This is a genomic window from Paenibacillus nanchangensis (assembly GCF_046543445.1).
GTDB lineage: Bacteria > Bacillota > Bacilli > Paenibacillales > Paenibacillaceae > Paenibacillus_AQ > Paenibacillus_AQ nanchangensis.
Genome location: NZ_JBHOFD010000062.1, coordinates 1 through 16137 on the forward strand (window position 1 = coordinate 1; position 16137 = coordinate 16137).

The following is a 16137-nucleotide window of genomic DNA, read 5'->3' on the forward strand; positions in this document are numbered from 1 at the left end:
CAACAGCGGCAGTCGAAGACATTGTTTATCAAGTCTTGGTCCGCCGCTGCTTTTATTAACTCACTTTTGCAGCCCGGGATCGGCAGATACGCCTTGAGATTACTGGGCAAACCAGCCCAGTGCAGGGTGTTAACTTCATCGCACCGTAAATAAAATAGCACGCCGACTGGTGCGTTCGCCGCAACGAAGCGGTGTTTTTCTATTTTTTCAAGACGATTACTTTATTGCGTTAAATCCGCGCCAAGGCTGGAGCTTGGCTGATTTTCGCTCTGCGAAAGTTGTGTTAATAATGTATAAACGGCTGTAAATAAAAGAGAATTACAGGAATCAGAAGCACAGCGAAGCCTTCTATAGCTTTGTTCTTAATTAAGAAGCATTCCCGGGAGATTCAGCGTTTTCTGCCGGTTTTATTCGCATAAAGTTTTGATTATACTTATGTTATTCTTTATAACGAACAGTTGAGCGAACGAGTTTCGACCCATCGAAGCGGTGAGAAAGAATTATGACAAACCATGCTGTCGAGAGATAAACACCCCCGGCAGAACTTTAGTGGTTTTTGTCGATACTACTCTTTTTATCACCTTTCAAGCCGTACATTAACGTCCATGCAGGTTCGCTGGTTAAGATCGTTCCGCTTGCTGTGCCCGTCTTGCCTGAGGATTATTGAGGCGGTTGACTTGCAGAAAGGAGGCGCTGTTTGAAAATAAAAGGCCGCAAGTGGATTATTGCGGGATACATCGCCGCGGTATTGGCAGGACTCTTGTGGCATGCGGGCGGCGCAAGCGCACAGGAGACCATTAAGCTGAAGCTGAACACTGAAGTCGTAACTCCGGGCCGCATGGGTAACATGCAGCCTGGCGATGAGACCCGCTCCCGTTACACGATCGTTAATGAAGGCGGCAGCGGCTTCTCCTATTCCGTTGATTTCCGCTTTGTGTCCGGAGACCGGCTTTTGTACGACATTCTTCAGATGACCTTGGTTCGGGACAACAAGGTTCTCTATTCAGGAAAAATGAGTGAAGCGGAGGGCCGTATTACGGTCGGGCAGCTGCTGCCTGGAAAAGCGGATCAGATTGAGATGAAGGTGGGTTTCCCCGCGGAAGCGGGGAACGAATATCAGGGACTGACCGCTTCGGTCGCTTTTGTGTTTGCCGCAGCCGGCGAGCCCGGCCCGTCGCCGAGTCCGACGGTTTCGCCGTCGCCTGGACCGTCTGCTGCGCCAAGTCCGACGGTTTCGCCATCGCCTGGACCGTCTGCTGCGCCAAGTCCGGCGATCACTCCGTCGCCTGATCCGTCCGCTGCGCCGAGTCCGGCGGTTTCGCCGTCGCCTGGGTCGTCCGCTGCGCCGAGTCCGGCGGTCACGCCGTCGCCTGGATCGTCCGCTGCGCCAAGCCCGGCGGTTACACCGGCTCCGGACGCAGCACTGCCGGACGAAGAGGTTCCGCTCGGCGGCCTAACGCCATCGGCTTCGCCGGAACCTCCCGGCGCTAACGCAAATCCGCCGGGGCAGAACCCGCCGGCCGGCCCGCAGCATCCGGGATCGCCGCCCGGCGAAATCCCGCTCGATGATCCGCAGCTTCCGCTCTCCGGCCCCGAGCCGGGAACCGAGCTGCCGGATACCGCAAGCCCCTGGTACAATCTGCTCGCTGCCGGTGCGATCGCTGCCGGTATCAGCCTTCTGCTGATCCGCAGATGGAAACCCCGCAAGTAAACAGTGCACTACTCCCGGGCTGCCGGCGAAGAGAACTTCTCTTCCCGGCAGCCCTTCCCAATTAAAATGAGGTGAGAGGATGAAGAAAACCGCTTTGCCGCTGCTGGCCGCACGGGCACTCCTGGTACTGTCCTTGTCCGTTACCGCCTATGCACTTGTCCAGATCGTAAAATCTCCTTACCAAGCTGAGCAGGCCGTCCGGAAATGGGAGCGCAGCCGTCCCCCATCGACAAGCGCACCAGTTTCAAGAGAAGTCCCGCTTACCGAAGCGATGGCGCGCTCGGCCTCACCGGCGCAGAGGCCAAACACGGTCCATACCGCTTATAAGGAAGATGATATCGTCGGTATTCTGCATATTTCCCGTTTAAACCGCAAAATCCCCGTTTTAGAGGGGACGAAAGAAAAACAACTGTCCACTGGAGCCGGACACTCACCAGGCACTCCACTTCCCGGCCAGCCCGGCAACAGCGTATTGGCAGGACACCGCGATACCGTCTTCCGCGGTCTGGGTGAGATAAAGCCGGGCGATACAATCGAAGTTGAGACGGATACGGGCCGCGCAGTATACCGGGTAACCGGCAGCCGGATTGTGGACGCCGAGGACCGCGGCGCCATTGAACCAAGCGAGTCACCTGTCTTGACCCTCGTTACCTGCTACCCGTTTGGTTACGTCGGTCCCGCCCCGGACCGCTACCTGCTCACAGCGGAGCTGGAGCAGAGGCAGGAGCAGAAACAGACGCAGAAACAGGAGACGGAACAGGAAGCCCCTGCCCCGCCAGCCGGCCCCTCCTGACAAGGCCTTTATGAGTTCAGCTTCCAATCGTGGTATGATGAAATTACCTAGACAGAGGAGTTGAAACGACTTGAAACAGGAATTGATGCAACGTTTTATCGCTTATGCAAAAATGGACACCCAGTCGAACGAAGACAGCCTCACCTGTCCTTCGACACCGGGGCAGCTGGAGCTGGCCCGCAAGCTTGTAGAGGAATTACAAGAAATCGGCATGGAAGAGGTAACGGTTGACGAAAACGGCTATGTGATGGCCACGCTCCCGTCCAATTCGGACAAAGAGGTCCCGGTCATTGGATTTCTGGCGCACGTGGATACGGCAACCGATTTTACGGGAGCCGGCGTCAATCCGCAAATCGTGGAGAACTACGCTGGCGGAGAACTGGTGTTGAATCCGGAGCTGAACATCGTACTTTCACCGGAGGCTTTTCCCGAGCTGGCGCATTACGTGGGCCACACGCTGATTACGACGGACGGCACGACGCTGCTGGGCGCGGACGACAAAGCGGGCATCGCCGAAATTATGGTCGCCATGAAACATCTTCTAACGCACCCGGAAATCAAACACGGCAAAATCCGCGTCGCCTTCACTCCCGATGAGGAAATCGGCCGGGGCCCGCACAAGTTTGATGTGGCCGCGTTTGGCGCGCAGTACGCCTATACGATGGACGGCGGTCCGCTGGGCGAGCTGGAATACGAAAGCTTCAACGCCGCGGCGGCCAAAATTACCTGTAACGGCGTGAATGTCCACCCCGGAACCGCCAAAGGCAAAATGGTCAACTCCGCCAAAATCGCGATGGCGCTTCATCTGCGGCTTCCTGCCGGCGAGGCGCCGGAATTTACCGAAGGGTATGAAGGTTTCTATCATCTCTCTTCGATTCAAGGAACGCCGGAACGAAGCACGCTGAATTACATCATCCGCGACCATGACCGGGAGAAATTTGAAGCCAAAAAGGCGTACCTGTCCACCATCGTCGACGAATTCCGGATGACCTACGGGCAGGACAGCATTACGCTGGAGCTGCGGGATCAATACTATAACATGGGCGAAAAAATCAAACCCGTCATGCACATCGTCGATATCGCCCGCGAAGCGATGGAAAATCTCGGCATCGAGCCGGTAATCCGGCCGATCAGAGGCGGCACCGACGGCTCGCAGCTGTCCTATATGGGTCTGCCGACGCCGAATATTTTTGCCGGCGGTGAAAACTTCCACGGCAAATTCGAATATATTTCCGCCGATAATATGGTGAAGGCCGCCCAGGTGATCGTCGGAATCGCTTCACTTTTTGAACAAAAAGCATAGGCCATCACAACAAGCCGGACCGGGAAGGGGGATGATCCTCGCCCGGTCCGGTTATTTTTTCCTAAAGACTACAACTCCTCCGAATCCCATACAATTTCATGATTCATCAGCTTTGCTTTATATTCGCCGGGCGAGATGCCTTCAAGCTCCTTAAACACACGCGCGAACTGCTTGCTGTTCTCGAACCCGACCGCCTCGCCGATCTCCGCCAGCTTGCGCCGCCCCTCCGCCATCAGCCGTTTGGCGTGGCCGATACGGACCTTCTTCAGGTATACTACAAAGCTTTCGCCCGTATACGCTTTAAACGCTTCGCTGAAATAGGAATAATTCAGCGACACATGATTGCTGACGGTGGCCATGTTCAGCGGCCGGTGATAATGCTGCTCGATATAGCGGATTGCGGCTTCGATATCGCTGTTCCCGGTATGGGCCGAGCGCAGACCTGCAATATATTCGCTGACGCTGGACAACAGATGCTCCAGCGCCCGGTAATAATCGTGGAAAGAGCGGAACTGATACATGTTCCCGACCTGGCGGTACAGCTTCAGCACCTCCATCGACGCTTCCCCGTGGGTGCGGAACACTTCGTCCAGCACCCGTTCGTTCATCCGCCGCCCGGCAAGCTCCAGGTAAGAAAGGTCGATCTCTCCAAGATGATCCGTGTGGAAGATGGCGGCCAGCAGCATCTTCATTTCCTTCTCCCGCCCCGTGCCGAGCATGTTCAGCAGCTTGCGCAGCTCTTCGTCCGGCGGCGGAAAGCTGAGACGCTGCCCGCCGAGATCCTCATAAGTCATCAGGCCGGACTGCGGATACAAAAACGTATACTGGAGCGCCCGGCAGGCCTCCCGGTAAGAAGACCGGAGCTCTCCGGCATTCCCGCACTCCCGTCCGATGCCGATCAGGAAACCCGTCATTCCTTTGGCCGCCGCCTGCCGGGACAACTCCGTGAACCGCTCCCTGCCCCTGCTCAGCAGAATCAGCCGCCCCTCCAAGTCCGTAACTGCCGCCTCAAACCGTTTCTCCAGCGGACCGCCCAGATGCCCGGTCAGGCTCTGCAGCTCTGCCGGCTTCACGGGCGTGCCGTCGTCCTGACGGAAGCTGACCGCTCCGGCGGTTAAGGGGAATCGCAAGCCCGGAAAATCCGGGATGCCTTCCGGGTCTGCCGCCTCTGCGAACAGCTGGCGCAGCCGGCCGGCCAGGAGCTCGCGCTGCATGCCTTCCGCAGCCAGCTCCTGCCTGCGGGCGTTTTGCTCCCGCTCCTCCCGCTCGCGGGCGATGCTTTCCAATGCCCCGAACAGCTCATCCCGGCGGATCGGCTTCAGCAAATAATCCTTCACCCGGTAGCGGATTGCACTTTTGGCATATTCAAAATCATCGTAACCGCTCAAAATAATAACCTCAGGCCCCGTTCCGCCATTCCGGTGCGCTGCGATCTGCTCGATCAGTTGGATGCCGTCCATAACCGGCATCCGGATATCCGTGATGATGAGGTCCGCACGTTCTTCAAGGAACCCCTCCAGCGCCTCCTGCCCATTGCCTGCGGTTGAGATGGAATAGACGCCCGGATATTCACGTTCGATCATGGTTTGAAGCCCGTACCGGATATTCTTTTCGTCGTCCACAATGAGCAGTTTCATCATGATGGCTTATCTCCTGTCAATAATACTTTAGGTATTGTCAGCAGCACCATGGTCCACCAGCCTTCCTCGCTTTGTACCTCCAGGCCGTAGGAGTCCCCGTAAAACAGCTGCAGCCGCTGATGCACGTTCCGGAGCCCGATGCCGCTTCTCCGGCTGCCTGTATCCGCCGGAACTCCGCCATCCGGCTCTTCTTTGGCATAAATCGCTTCATTTAATGCTTTCAGCCGGGCTTGCCCCATTCCGGCTCCGTTGTCCTGAATCGCAATCAAAATATCGCTGCCGGCCAGCGAAACCGCAATATTGATGCGGCGGTCGGCCAGCTCCTCTTTTTCGCCGGTCCAGGCATGCTTCACACTGTTTTCCACCACCGGCTGCAGCGACATCTTCAGCACCTCCATCTCCAGGAAGGCAGGCTCGATGTCCAGGCTCAGCCGGATCGGGTGATCGAACCGGATATTCATCACCTCGATGTAGTTCTGGATATGCCGGACTTCGTCCTGGAGCCTTACATACTCCCCGGACCACTTGAAATTGTAGCGCATCATCCCGCCAAGAGAAGTCAATGCGTCCGATATCGTCCGCTGATTTTCAATTTCGGCCAGCATTTTAATATTCTCCAGCGTATTGTACAGGAAGTGGGCGTCGATCTGATTATGCAGTGTCCGCAGCTCCGCCTCCTTGGAAAGCGCCTGTTTCCGGACCGCCTGGGCGACCAGCGTATTGATCGTATTCATCAGCTTGGAAAAATGGTGCGCCAGCTCTCCAACCTCTCCGCCGCCCCGGATTGTAATCCCGGTGTAGGCCTGGCCGTTCCGGACCTTCTTCATCGCCTCGGTCAACCGCCGCAGATTTTTAAGAATAAACGCATTCATCACATAAGCGATAAGGGTGACAAGCAAAATAAAGCCGATATTCAGACCGATGATGATATTGCGCGTACGCGAAATATCCTGCATAACGCCTTCCATCGAGACCACGTTGACAAGTGAGGCGTCAATCCGCTCCAGCGGCGTATGAATCAGCAAAAATGATTTTCGTCCCTGGTTGTACCGGTTATCCCATGCCCCCGTCTTTTTGAACGTCTTCAGCCGTTCGGTTACCGCCGCCGCAAGACCTTCGTTATCTTCCAAAAACGAATAATCCTGACGTGTAAAAATGTTCATTTTGTCATCAACGAGCAGCATCTGGGTCTGATTGTCCCGCACATCCGTATACGTCTTCGGCGTAAACCGGGTCAGGAGCATGTCGACCTGAACCATGCCGATGTGGTTGCCGGCCGGAATGCTGATCTCCCGCAGCAGCGATATTTTGGGTTGTCCCAGGGGACCCTCGCCGGTATGCCGCTTCATCAGGTCGGGATCGGTCTCCTGAAAAGACCATAGCTCCTTGCCCTCCAGCCTGAGCGCCTCCTGGAACCAGTCTTCGGAGGAGACCCGGCTTTCCCGGAAAATGATCGGCCAGATTTCATGGACCTTGTCGCTCCGTGAGAACAGCCGCAAATGCTCGATATTGGGGTTGTTAATCTGAATCCGGGTCATGTTGACGAAAGCGTTCATATTGAAATTGATCAGATCGTCAAGCTGCGGCTCGCTTTGGTTGGCCAGATACTGCATAACTTCCTCGTCGGAATAGGCCATTTGAGCCGCCCGCTCCATCGCTTCGATCTGGTTGAGAATGTGCAGCTTCTCCATCTGAAGCAAATAATCGTTTTTTGCAACGGCATCACGGACATAGGTATTGTTGATTGAGTGGTACGAATACAGGGACACGAGCAGACAAGGCCCGAGTATGATGAAAATAAAAGCCACTACCAGCCGGCTCTGCAGCGATCTGCGTCCCCACCAGTAGCTGAAGGAATTCCACAGCGCCTTTGTTTTTTCCCGTGTGTTCACAGCTGATAGCTCCCCTCCATCCGCCAAAGAAGCCCAAAAGCCCGCATGTCGGCGGGCGATTGGACGGTATAGCTGTTCTGTTATTCCATTCCGAGTTTCTTTTTGTTTTCTTCATATTTCTTCTGCTGGAACGCATGGAAAGTGTCGTATCCTTCTTCCTTCTGCTTCGCCAGATAGTCGGTCCAGATCTTGTCGAACTCCTCGTCGGAGGAAGCCATCAGCAGCTTCGGTATCGTTTTGCCCCGCAGCTGTTTCAGTTTGGTCGCAATAATGCCTTCCGGCGAGTTGCCTGTCGGATCAATCTGCTGGAACTCCGAAGTGTTAATCGCCTTGCCGCGGGTCCAGTCTTCCAGCTGTTTAAACGGTTCTACCGATTTGGGAGCCCATTGGTCGGTGATGTTTGTATTCTGCAGCATCCAGAAGGTGAACGAAGAGCCGTATTTCTTGTCGAACGCCGAACGGTCTTTATTCATCAGTTCAAACGCCTCTGGCAGGAACTGGTCTTTTCCGTCAATCGTATCATAGCTGACGCCTTTTTCGCCCAGATACAGATCTTTATTTCCTTCTTCACTGTTCAGGTAGCTCAGGAAACGGATGGCGCGGGCTTTATCCTTCACGTCTTTGGAGATCAGCGTTACCGTCCAGCCGGCGATGCTCGGTCCGTTCAGCGTAGGCGGGTCGAGGTTTACATTGGCCGGACCGTCCACGGCAATATAGACCTGCTCCGGATTCTTCTGATAAATTGTGCCGAGCTGTGCGGCGAAATCCGTGCGCTGATACAGCATCGCAAAGTAACGGCCTTGAGTGATTTTTTCTTCCATTTGCGCCCGTTTGTCGATAAAGATGTCCTTGGCGAGCAGGCCGTCCTGATTAGCCTGGCGCAGTGTTTTCATCCAGCGGACATATTCGGGATCCGTTTCGCGGGCGTAGACTTTGCCGTCTTTTTCCCACGGAATGGCGAGGAAATTCTGCAGATAACCTTCAAGCGAATCGTTACCGGTTTCGGTGAATTCATGCAGACCCAGCGGGATCAGCGGCTGTCCGTTCACTTCCGGGAATTTCTCTTTAGCCATTTTAAGCGCATTCAAAAATCCTTCCGGTGTACGCATATCGGGCGAGCCGATCGCGTCATAGATATCTTTGCGGACGACAAACGTCTGATTCGATACGTAAGAGTCTCCGTATTTCTCATAATCCTTAGGCGAGGAGGAAGAGTTCGGATAGCCATACACATTGCCGTCCTCCTGCGTGTACCAGCCCAGCTTGTCGGGGTCGGATACTTTGAAGAAATAAGGGTCGTATTCTTCGGCCAGCTTGTTGAGCGGCAGCACCAGGTCGCCTTCGATCATTTTTTTGATATTGTCTTCCCAGAAGCCCAGCGTAACAAAGTCAGGCAGTTTGCCGGAAGCGATCAGCGTGTTCAGCTTTTCGTTTTCGTTGCCGGCCGGTACGATAAAGTTGATATCGACGCCGGTTTTTTTCGTTACGTACTGCGAGGTGGGGTCCACGCCCCATTTATTCGGGAACCAGGAAAAATTCAAATACCAGTCGAACGTGATCGGAGAGGTGTCCGCTTTCCAGCCCGGATCGTTTTCGGTCAGCTTTGGCTCTGCCTGTTTTGTTGCAGCCGGCGCATTGGTTGATTTGTTTCCATTGTCTCCGGCTGCACTGCCGCCGCCGTTGCTGCTGCCGGAGCAGCCTGCCACCGACAGCGCCATAATAAGCCCAAGCGTCAGCAGCCCCCATTTTTTCGGCTTTTTCATGCCCATGCTTGTTAACCCCTTTTCTGAAAATGTAATTATAAATGCAGCTCCGGCCCTTTGAAAAGAGCCAAAGCGAGCTACCGCCACGCTCACATCAAGTCAGTTTAACAGGCCCGTTTACATTCAGGCCAGCTGGTAACCCGTCAGCCCTTGATCGAACCGATCATCATCCCTTTGACAAAATAACGCTGCAGGAACGGATACACAAATACGATCGGCAGTGTTGTTACGACCATGGTGGCCAGCTTGATGGACTGTGAGGTGACGCTTTTTGTCACGCTGCTGCCCTGGACGGCGACCATCATCTGGTTGGAGCTGGACTGCGCCACAACCCGGTACAAATACGTCTGGATCGGCTGCAGATCTTCTTTGTTGACATAGATCATCCCGGTAAAATAATCGTTCCATTGGTACACCCCGTGAAACAGGGCGATTGTAGCGATGACCGGCATCGATACCGGCAGCACGACCCGGAGGAAAATGGACCAGTCGTTTGCGCCGTCGATTTTGGCCGCCTCCTCCAGCCCGTCGGGAATTTCCCGGAAGAAGGTCATAAAGATAATGAGATCAAAAAAGCTGAACAATACCGGAATGATATAAACAAGGAAATTGTCCAGCATTTGCAGGTCGCGGATCAGCAGGAAGGTCGGAATCAGGCCGCCGCTGAAGAACATGGTTACGGTGCCGAGCAGAATGTAGAACTTGCCGCCAATCAGTCCTTTGCGGGAGAAGGCGTAAGCGACCATCGCGGTAAAAAAGACGTGGGCGACGGTGCCAAGCGCCGTTTTTGCAACCGTAATCCACATCGCCTGCATAATGCCCGCACTTTCAAATACAGCGCTGAAGTTGTCGAGGCTGAAGACCCGCGGCCACCAGTAAATGCCGCCCATCATGGCGTCGTTGCCGTCGTTGAACGCATTAATCAGCACGTACCAGATCGGGTACAGCGTCAGAAAACAGATACAAAGCATTCCAATGTTGTTGAGAATGTCGAATACCGCTTCGCCTTTGGTTTTGCGTTTAAGAGCAAACATCTTTTTGATCCCTCCAGATTAAAACAATGAGGTGTCATTGAGTTTTTTGGATACTTTGTTTGCGATCAGCAGCAGGATAAGCGCAATCACCGACTTGATCAGGTTGACAGCAGTGGAGTAGGAATATCGCCCGGTAAGCAGGCCGGTCTGATACACATAATAGTCGATAACGTTGCTGGCGCTGTCGTTCAGCGAGTTGCGCAGCACGAGAATCTGGTCAAAGTTCGAGCTCAGCACGCCGCTGATGGCAAGGATAAACAGGATGCTGATCGTCGAACGGATGGCCGGGAGCGTAACATACCACATTTTCTGGAACCTGCCTGCGCCGTCAATGGTTGCCGCTTCATACATTTCAGGCGATACGCCGGCGATAGCGGCCAGATAAATAATTGCGGACCAGCCAAGCTCCTTCCAGATATCCGACGAAATGATGATCGTCCAGAAATATTTAGGTTCGGCCAGATAGGTGATCGGCGCATCGATCAGATTTAGCGCCATCAAAATATCGTTGATTATGCCCACATCCGCCAGCCAGGTGGCGAGAATACCGCCAAGCACAACCCAGGACAAGAAGTGCGGCAGATACGAAATCGTCTGGATCGCCTTCTTGAATCGGAGCGACCGGACTTCATTCAGGAAAAGGGCGAACAGGATCGGCAGCGGGAAACCGACAAGCAGCTTGATCAGGCTGATGCCAAGCGTATTGCGGATCACATTGCCCAGATTTTCATCGTCCAGAAACTCACGGAAATGCTCAAAGCCGACCCAAGGCGCCGCCGCAATCGAATGCACGATGTTGTATTCCTTGAACGCGATGATAATGCCGTACATCGGAATGTAGTTGAAGATGAGCATCCAGACGACCCCGAGCAGGGCCATTGTCTGCAGGTGTTTCTGGGCCAGCAGCTTCCTCCATAGGGAAGGTTTGAGTGAAGTTCCCGTTCTTGTACCCGGGGAAAAGGCCGGACCGCTTGGGGCCGGGGTCATCCTCTGCGCCGCAGGTACCGGGGTCAGGGGGGCCGCCGTGTCGACGCCGCTCTTTTTTTTCATACGTTTGACCTCCAGGCTGTACGGATCATTGTCCTTTATTAAAAACGCTTACATTGACTTGTATTTATTGTAAGCTCCCCCGGCAGATGAAAGTAAGGACTCATATTTCGTAAAAAGGGTCCATATTTCGGGTTGGCTTTCCTTCCCGAAATATGGACCCTTGGTTCTGTAAGCTGGTGTTCAGCTGTCTAGCAGATTACCGGAGCGGAGCTCCCGGCGTCGCCGGGGCATGCCCGGCAGTTTCAATTCATCCCTTCGCTTCAACGGACTTCACCAGTGCCCAGCCCGGGTTCATCCCTTCGCTTCAGCGGACTTCACCGGTACCCAGCCCGGTGTGTTTAAAATCGCTCCCCACAAGTAATCGGGAATGACAAGCTTTTCCTGTGCATCCGGATCGACGGCCGTCGCAATCTCGTCCGCCCGGCCTTCGGCCACCTTCTCCACCCAGTCCGGCTCCGCCAGCAGCGGACGGCCCAGTGCAACAAGGTCCACGCCGCTGTCCAGCGCCTTAAGCGCCTCATCCGCCGTATAGAGGGAGCCGACACCAATCACCGGCACCCGTCCGCCGGCCCGGTCAACGATCTGCTCGATCCGCGGACGCGGGTCGTCCGTTCCCCGGCGCGGCAACGCCCAGAAATCCTGCAGCGACACATGCAGATAATCCAGTCCCCGCTCAGTAAGCGCATCGATTAGCGCAAAGGTTTCTTTCATCGTAATGCCCGGCGTTTCGGGCTCCTCAGGAGAGAAACGGTAGCCGACCAGGAACGGCGCCTTGGCATGTTCGGCCGCAGCCCGCTTCACCTCATCCAGCACCGCAAGCGGGAAGGCCAGCCGTTTCTCCAGGGAGCCGCCCCACTGATCGTCTCTCCGGTTGGAATGCGGGGAGAAAAACTGCTGAATGAGATACCCGTTTGCCCCGTGAATCTCCACCCCGTCGAAGCCGGCTTTCACGGCACGGCGCGTTGTCTCGCCAAATGCGCGGATAATGCGTTCGATCTCGTCCGGTTCAAGCGCCCGCGGCACCGGCCCCGAAGCGCCCTGCTGCTCCGCCGGCACGGCGCTTGCGCTTACCGTCTGGCGGTCCGGCAGAAGCTCCGGAGGGCACTGCCGGCCTCCGTGGAAGATCTGCAGCACCGCTTTGGCGCCTTTGCCTTTGATCGTATCGGCGAGCCGGCGCAGGCTCGGGATGAGCTCGTCTTTATCCGCTCCGAATTCGCCCGGGAAACCTTTGCCTCCCTCTTCCACATATACACAAGCCGTAATGACCATGCCGGCTCCGCCGCTCCGGCGGGCGTAATAGGCCAGCTCCGCATCGGACACGGTGCCGTCCTCGTGGGATGCAAAGTTGGTCATCGGCGCCATCACCACGCGGTTTTTCAGCGATGTTCCGTTTGCAAATGTATACGAATCGAGCAGCTTTTGATACCGGTTAGCTTCCATTACGAATCTCTCCTCCATTACCTATCATTTTGTATTTGGCGTGCGAACGCCCAATTCAGGCGCGAACCGCGCCTTGTTTCTCTTCTTCGACTGCAGCTTCCGTCTTCCACACAACCTGCTCACCGTAATTTTTGCCCCAATCGTACATCATGCGAAGAACCGGAAGCAGACTCTCGCCGTACTCCGTCAGGGAATATTCTACTCTTGGCGGCACCTCCGCATACACCTTGCGTTCCACAAGCTGATCCTCCTCCAGCTCCCGCAGCTGATTGGTCAGCATTTTTTGGGTGATATGAGGAATAAGCCGTTTTAGCTCACTGAACCGCTTGGTGCCTTCGAGACCGAGATGCCACAAAATGATGAGCTTCCATTTCCCGCCGATTACCGCAAGCGTCAACTCCTTTTCACAGTTGATTTCCTTCAAGTTGATCCGGTCCTTGATGTCCGTGGCCACTTCCGAATCCCCCCTTTCTGTTCTTATCATACTATAAAAACCATAGTTGCTGCACATCTGAAATCAGCCGCCCGGGTTCCATGAAAAAAACGGCCCGAAGGCCGCCTCTAGTCTTAGCGTTCATTTTATTCCAAATTGGCATGATTGCCGTACATTCCCGACGTCTCTATGCCCCGCTGCTCCATCATCCGGAGTACCGCCGCATCATAAAACAGCAGCAGGCTTTGTTCAAACAGCGAGCCCATGGGTTGGATGCTTATGCTGTCCGCCTCAGCCTCCCGGTCTTTCGCCGCGCCCGGAAGCCGGACGGTCAGGTCGGCCATGGCTCCGATGGAGGAAGCCGGATTCAGCGTAACCAGCGCCACCTGGGCGCCCGCCGATTTGGCTTTTTCCGCCATAACAAGCAGACTGCGGGTTTCGCCCGACCCCGAACCAAGCACCAGCACATCGCCTGCCCCGATGCCGGGCGTCACCGTCTCGCCCACTACGTATGCTTCCAGACCCAAATGCATCAGCCGCATAGCGAACGCCCGGCCCATCAGTCCGGAGCGCCCCGCGCCGGCAACAAACACCCGCCCGCCGCCAAGCAAAAGCCCGGTCAGCCGCTCACCGGCTTCCTCATCGATTTCCGGCAGAGCTCGGCTCAGCTCCTCCGCGATTTTTTGCGCATACTGAACTACGTGCATGCCGCTTAAACCTGGGAGACCAGCTGCTTCATTTCGGCTGCGGCCGCTTTTTTGTCCGCTTCGCCTGTAATGCCGCCGCCGACAATAACCAAATCGGGGTTCGCCGTAATGACTTCCGGCAGGGTAGCCAGCTTAATTCCGCCCGCGATGGCTGTTTTGGCGCGTGTTACGACACTTTTAATCGCCTGCAGATCTTCAAAAGAGTTTTTGCCCTCGGCCTGATGATCGTAGCCGGAGTGCACGCAAATATAATCCACGCCCATTGCTTCGACTTCCGACGCACGGGTTTTAAGATCCTTGACGTTGATCAAGTCGACCAGGATTTCCCGTCCGCTCTTGCGCGCTTCCTCAACAGCTCCCCGAATCGTGGAGTCGTCGGCGACGCCAAGCACGGTAACGATATCCGCACCTGCTTCTGCGGCCTTCATCACCTCATAGCCGCCTGCGTCCATAATTTTCAGGTCAGCCAGCACCTTCAGCTGCGGGAATGCATCTTTAATCGCTTTTACCGCGTGCAGCCCTTCGTTAATCACAACAGGCGTTCCAATTTCAACGATGTCTATATAGTCGGCCACTTCAGCCACGATTTCTTTTGCTCCGGGAATGTCCACCAGGTCAAGCGCCAGCTGTAATTTCATGGTTTGTTCTCTCCTTGTATGGTCAAATTTGTGTGTAGAGCCGGGATTCACACGCCGCCTTATCCGGATAAGTCAGGAGGCTCAGGCGCGTTAGGGCTATTGTAGACGGCGGGTTTCTTTTTAGGAAGTAGGCACTTTGCCGTGGGGTAGTTACCCCAGGGATACTATTGGGCGGTTTACGGCTGCACGTAAGTCTGGCATAGTATGCCCCAACGGAGGTTTTCAACAATTTCTGATGCATTTTCAATGGCGCTGTGCTAACATACCCATGGATTGATTAACGCACATACAAGAGGTGACCCCATGACTGCGAGTAAGGCCTCCGGCGGCGGCCCGGGCGGCAAAGAATTACACCTGGTCAAACTGACCTGGCCGATTTTTCTTGAATTGTTTTTGTTTATGCTGATGGGCACGGTCGACACCTTTATGCTGAGCGCCGTTTCGGATGATGCGGTGTCGGGCGTGGGAGCCGCCAACCAGATTATTCAAATGGTGATTCTCGTGCTCAGTGTCATCGGCAACGGCGCCGGTATAGTGGTAGCCCAATATCTTGGCTCCCGCAAACCGCTGGAAGCCGCCAAGGTGACCGGCAACGCCATTACCCTGAATCTCGCTGTCGGACTGCTGCTGAGCGTTGTCCTGTTCCTGTTTGGAGGAGCGCTGCTGCAGGCGCTGAACGTGACGGATGATATTTATGAATATGCCCGTTCCTATATTGGCATCGTCGGCGGCTTTATTTTCCTGCAGGCGCTGATTAACGCGCTGGCCACCAATATCCGCACCCGCGGTTTTACAAAGCCGACGATGGTCGTTTCGCTGCTGATGAACGTGATTCACGTCATCGGCAACTACCTGCTGATTTTCGGCCACTTCGGTCTGCCCGCCATGGGGGTAGAAGGGGCGGCGATTTCCACGGTCGTCAGCCGGTTGATTGCGCTGGCTATTTTTTTCTGGCTGCTGTACAAAGTGTCGGACGTCCGGATCAAGCTGGAGCATTATTACCGGCTGTCCAGACAGTATGTATCCCAAATTTTAAAAATCGGCATTCCTTCGGCCTTTGAATCGGTAATTTATCAGGCCTGCCAGCTCGTCTTTACGCGGTATATTACTTATCTTGGAGCGGATGCGATGGCCACGCGGCAGTATGCGCTCAATATCTCCAGCTATATCTTTTTGTTCAGTACGGCCGTGGCGATGGGAACCTCGATTATCGTCGGCCATCTGGTCGGCGCCAAACGTCCGGAGGAGGCGTATACGCGGGTGTTTTCCAGCGCCAAATGGGCGCTTGTGGTCACTGTGGCGATTGACCTGGTTGTCATCCTGTTCCGGTTGCCGCTGATGGGCGCCTTTACAGATAACCAGGCGATTATTGTGCTGGGCGCACAGGTGATATTGCTCAGCATTTTCCTGGAGACGGGCCGAACCTGCAACCTGGTGATCATCAACTCCCTGCGCGCTTCCGGGGATGCCAAATTCCCCGTATACATGGGGCTGATCTCCATGGTCTGCATGAGCCTTCCGCTCGGGTATGTATTGGTGTTCAAGCTGAACATGGGTCTTGCCGGCGTCTGGATTGCTTCAGCCGCAGACGAATGGACCCGTGCGATTATTATGTACTTCCGCTGGCGCAGCCGCGCCTGGGAGAAACACGCTTTGGTTATGCCCGATTCGCCGCCTGACCCCGCCCCGGCTCCCGCGCCGGCGGCAGGGTAGCCGTTACCGGGATACCGTTT

13 protein-coding genes are annotated in these 16137 nt (G+C 55.2%); 4 read left to right on the forward strand and 9 right to left on the reverse strand.

From position 1 onward, the window contains the following. The first annotated feature begins 697 nt into the window (after positions 1–697). The 3 genes from ACE6ED_RS28670 (at position 698) to pepT (ending at position 3807) form a co-directional block, all read left to right on the forward strand. The gene (locus ACE6ED_RS28670) at positions 698–1711 is read left to right on the forward strand and encodes a hypothetical protein (RefSeq protein WP_410830862.1); all 1014 of its coding nucleotides are present in this window, start codon (positions 698–700) and stop codon (positions 1709–1711) included. A gap of 79 nt (positions 1712–1790) precedes the next feature. Continuing rightward, the gene (locus ACE6ED_RS28675; protein WP_410830863.1) at positions 1791–2504 is read left to right on the forward strand and encodes a class D sortase; all 714 of its coding nucleotides are present in this window, start codon (positions 1791–1793) and stop codon (positions 2502–2504) included. 70 nt (positions 2505–2574) lie between these two features. Next, a complete protein-coding gene (gene pepT, locus ACE6ED_RS28680) occupies positions 2575–3807 on the forward strand; it encodes a peptidase T (RefSeq protein WP_410830864.1) in 1233 nt (410 codons plus the stop codon). 68 nt (positions 3808–3875) lie between these two features. Here pepT and ACE6ED_RS28685 read toward each other — a convergent pair whose 3' ends face one another. The 9 genes from ACE6ED_RS28685 to hxlA all read right to left on the reverse strand — a co-directional run bounded on the left by ACE6ED_RS28685 (position 3876) and on the right by hxlA (position 14404). Beyond that, positions 3876–5447 carry a response regulator gene (locus ACE6ED_RS28685; RefSeq protein ID WP_410830865.1) on the reverse strand — a complete coding sequence of 524 codons (1572 nt, stop codon included), beginning with the start codon at positions 5445–5447 and terminating at the stop codon, positions 3876–3878. Continuing rightward, positions 5444–7339 carry a cache domain-containing sensor histidine kinase gene (locus ACE6ED_RS28690; protein ID WP_410830866.1) on the reverse strand — a complete coding sequence of 632 codons (1896 nt, stop codon included), beginning with the start codon at positions 7337–7339 and terminating at the stop codon, positions 5444–5446. Before ACE6ED_RS28690 ends, ACE6ED_RS28685 begins: the two co-directional genes overlap by 4 nt. 80 nt (positions 7340–7419) lie before the next feature. Then, on the reverse strand, positions 7420–9108 hold the full coding sequence (locus ACE6ED_RS28695; protein ID WP_410830868.1) for a type 2 periplasmic-binding domain-containing protein: 1689 nt from the start codon (positions 9106–9108) through the stop codon (positions 7420–7422). Positions 9109–9245: 137 nt separating this feature from the next. After that, positions 9246–10136: a carbohydrate ABC transporter permease gene (locus ACE6ED_RS28700; protein WP_410830869.1), complete on the reverse strand. Its 891-nt coding sequence runs from the start codon at positions 10134–10136 to the stop codon at positions 9246–9248. 18 nt (positions 10137–10154) lie between these two features. Next, a complete protein-coding gene (locus ACE6ED_RS28705) occupies positions 10155–11123 on the reverse strand; it encodes an ABC transporter permease (protein ID WP_410830876.1) in 969 nt (322 codons plus the stop codon). A gap of 354 nt (positions 11124–11477) precedes the next feature. Continuing rightward, entirely contained in the window at positions 11478–12626 is a 1149-nt protein-coding gene (locus ACE6ED_RS28710; protein ID WP_410830870.1) for an NADH-dependent flavin oxidoreductase, read from the reverse strand. Between the two features lie 55 nt (positions 12627–12681). After that, positions 12682–13080, reverse strand: coding sequence for a winged helix-turn-helix transcriptional regulator (locus ACE6ED_RS28715; RefSeq protein ID WP_410830871.1), 399 nt, complete (start codon positions 13078–13080; stop codon positions 12682–12684). Positions 13081–13205: 125 nt separating this feature from the next. Further along, positions 13206–13766, reverse strand: a complete 561-nt coding sequence (gene hxlB / locus ACE6ED_RS28720) for a 6-phospho-3-hexuloisomerase (RefSeq protein ID WP_410830873.1) — start codon at positions 13764–13766, stop codon at positions 13206–13208. Between the two features lie 5 nt (positions 13767–13771). Further along, a complete protein-coding gene (hxlA, locus tag ACE6ED_RS28725; protein WP_410830874.1) occupies positions 13772–14404 on the reverse strand; it encodes a 3-hexulose-6-phosphate synthase in 633 nt (210 codons plus the stop codon). Positions 14405–14707: 303 nt separating this feature from the next. On the opposite strand from hxlA, the gene ACE6ED_RS28730 reads away from it, so the two are divergent. Beyond that, positions 14708–16117 carry an MATE family efflux transporter gene (locus ACE6ED_RS28730; RefSeq protein WP_410830875.1) on the forward strand — a complete coding sequence of 470 codons (1410 nt, stop codon included), beginning with the start codon at positions 14708–14710 and terminating at the stop codon, positions 16115–16117. The last annotated feature ends 20 nt before the right edge of the window (positions 16118–16137 follow it).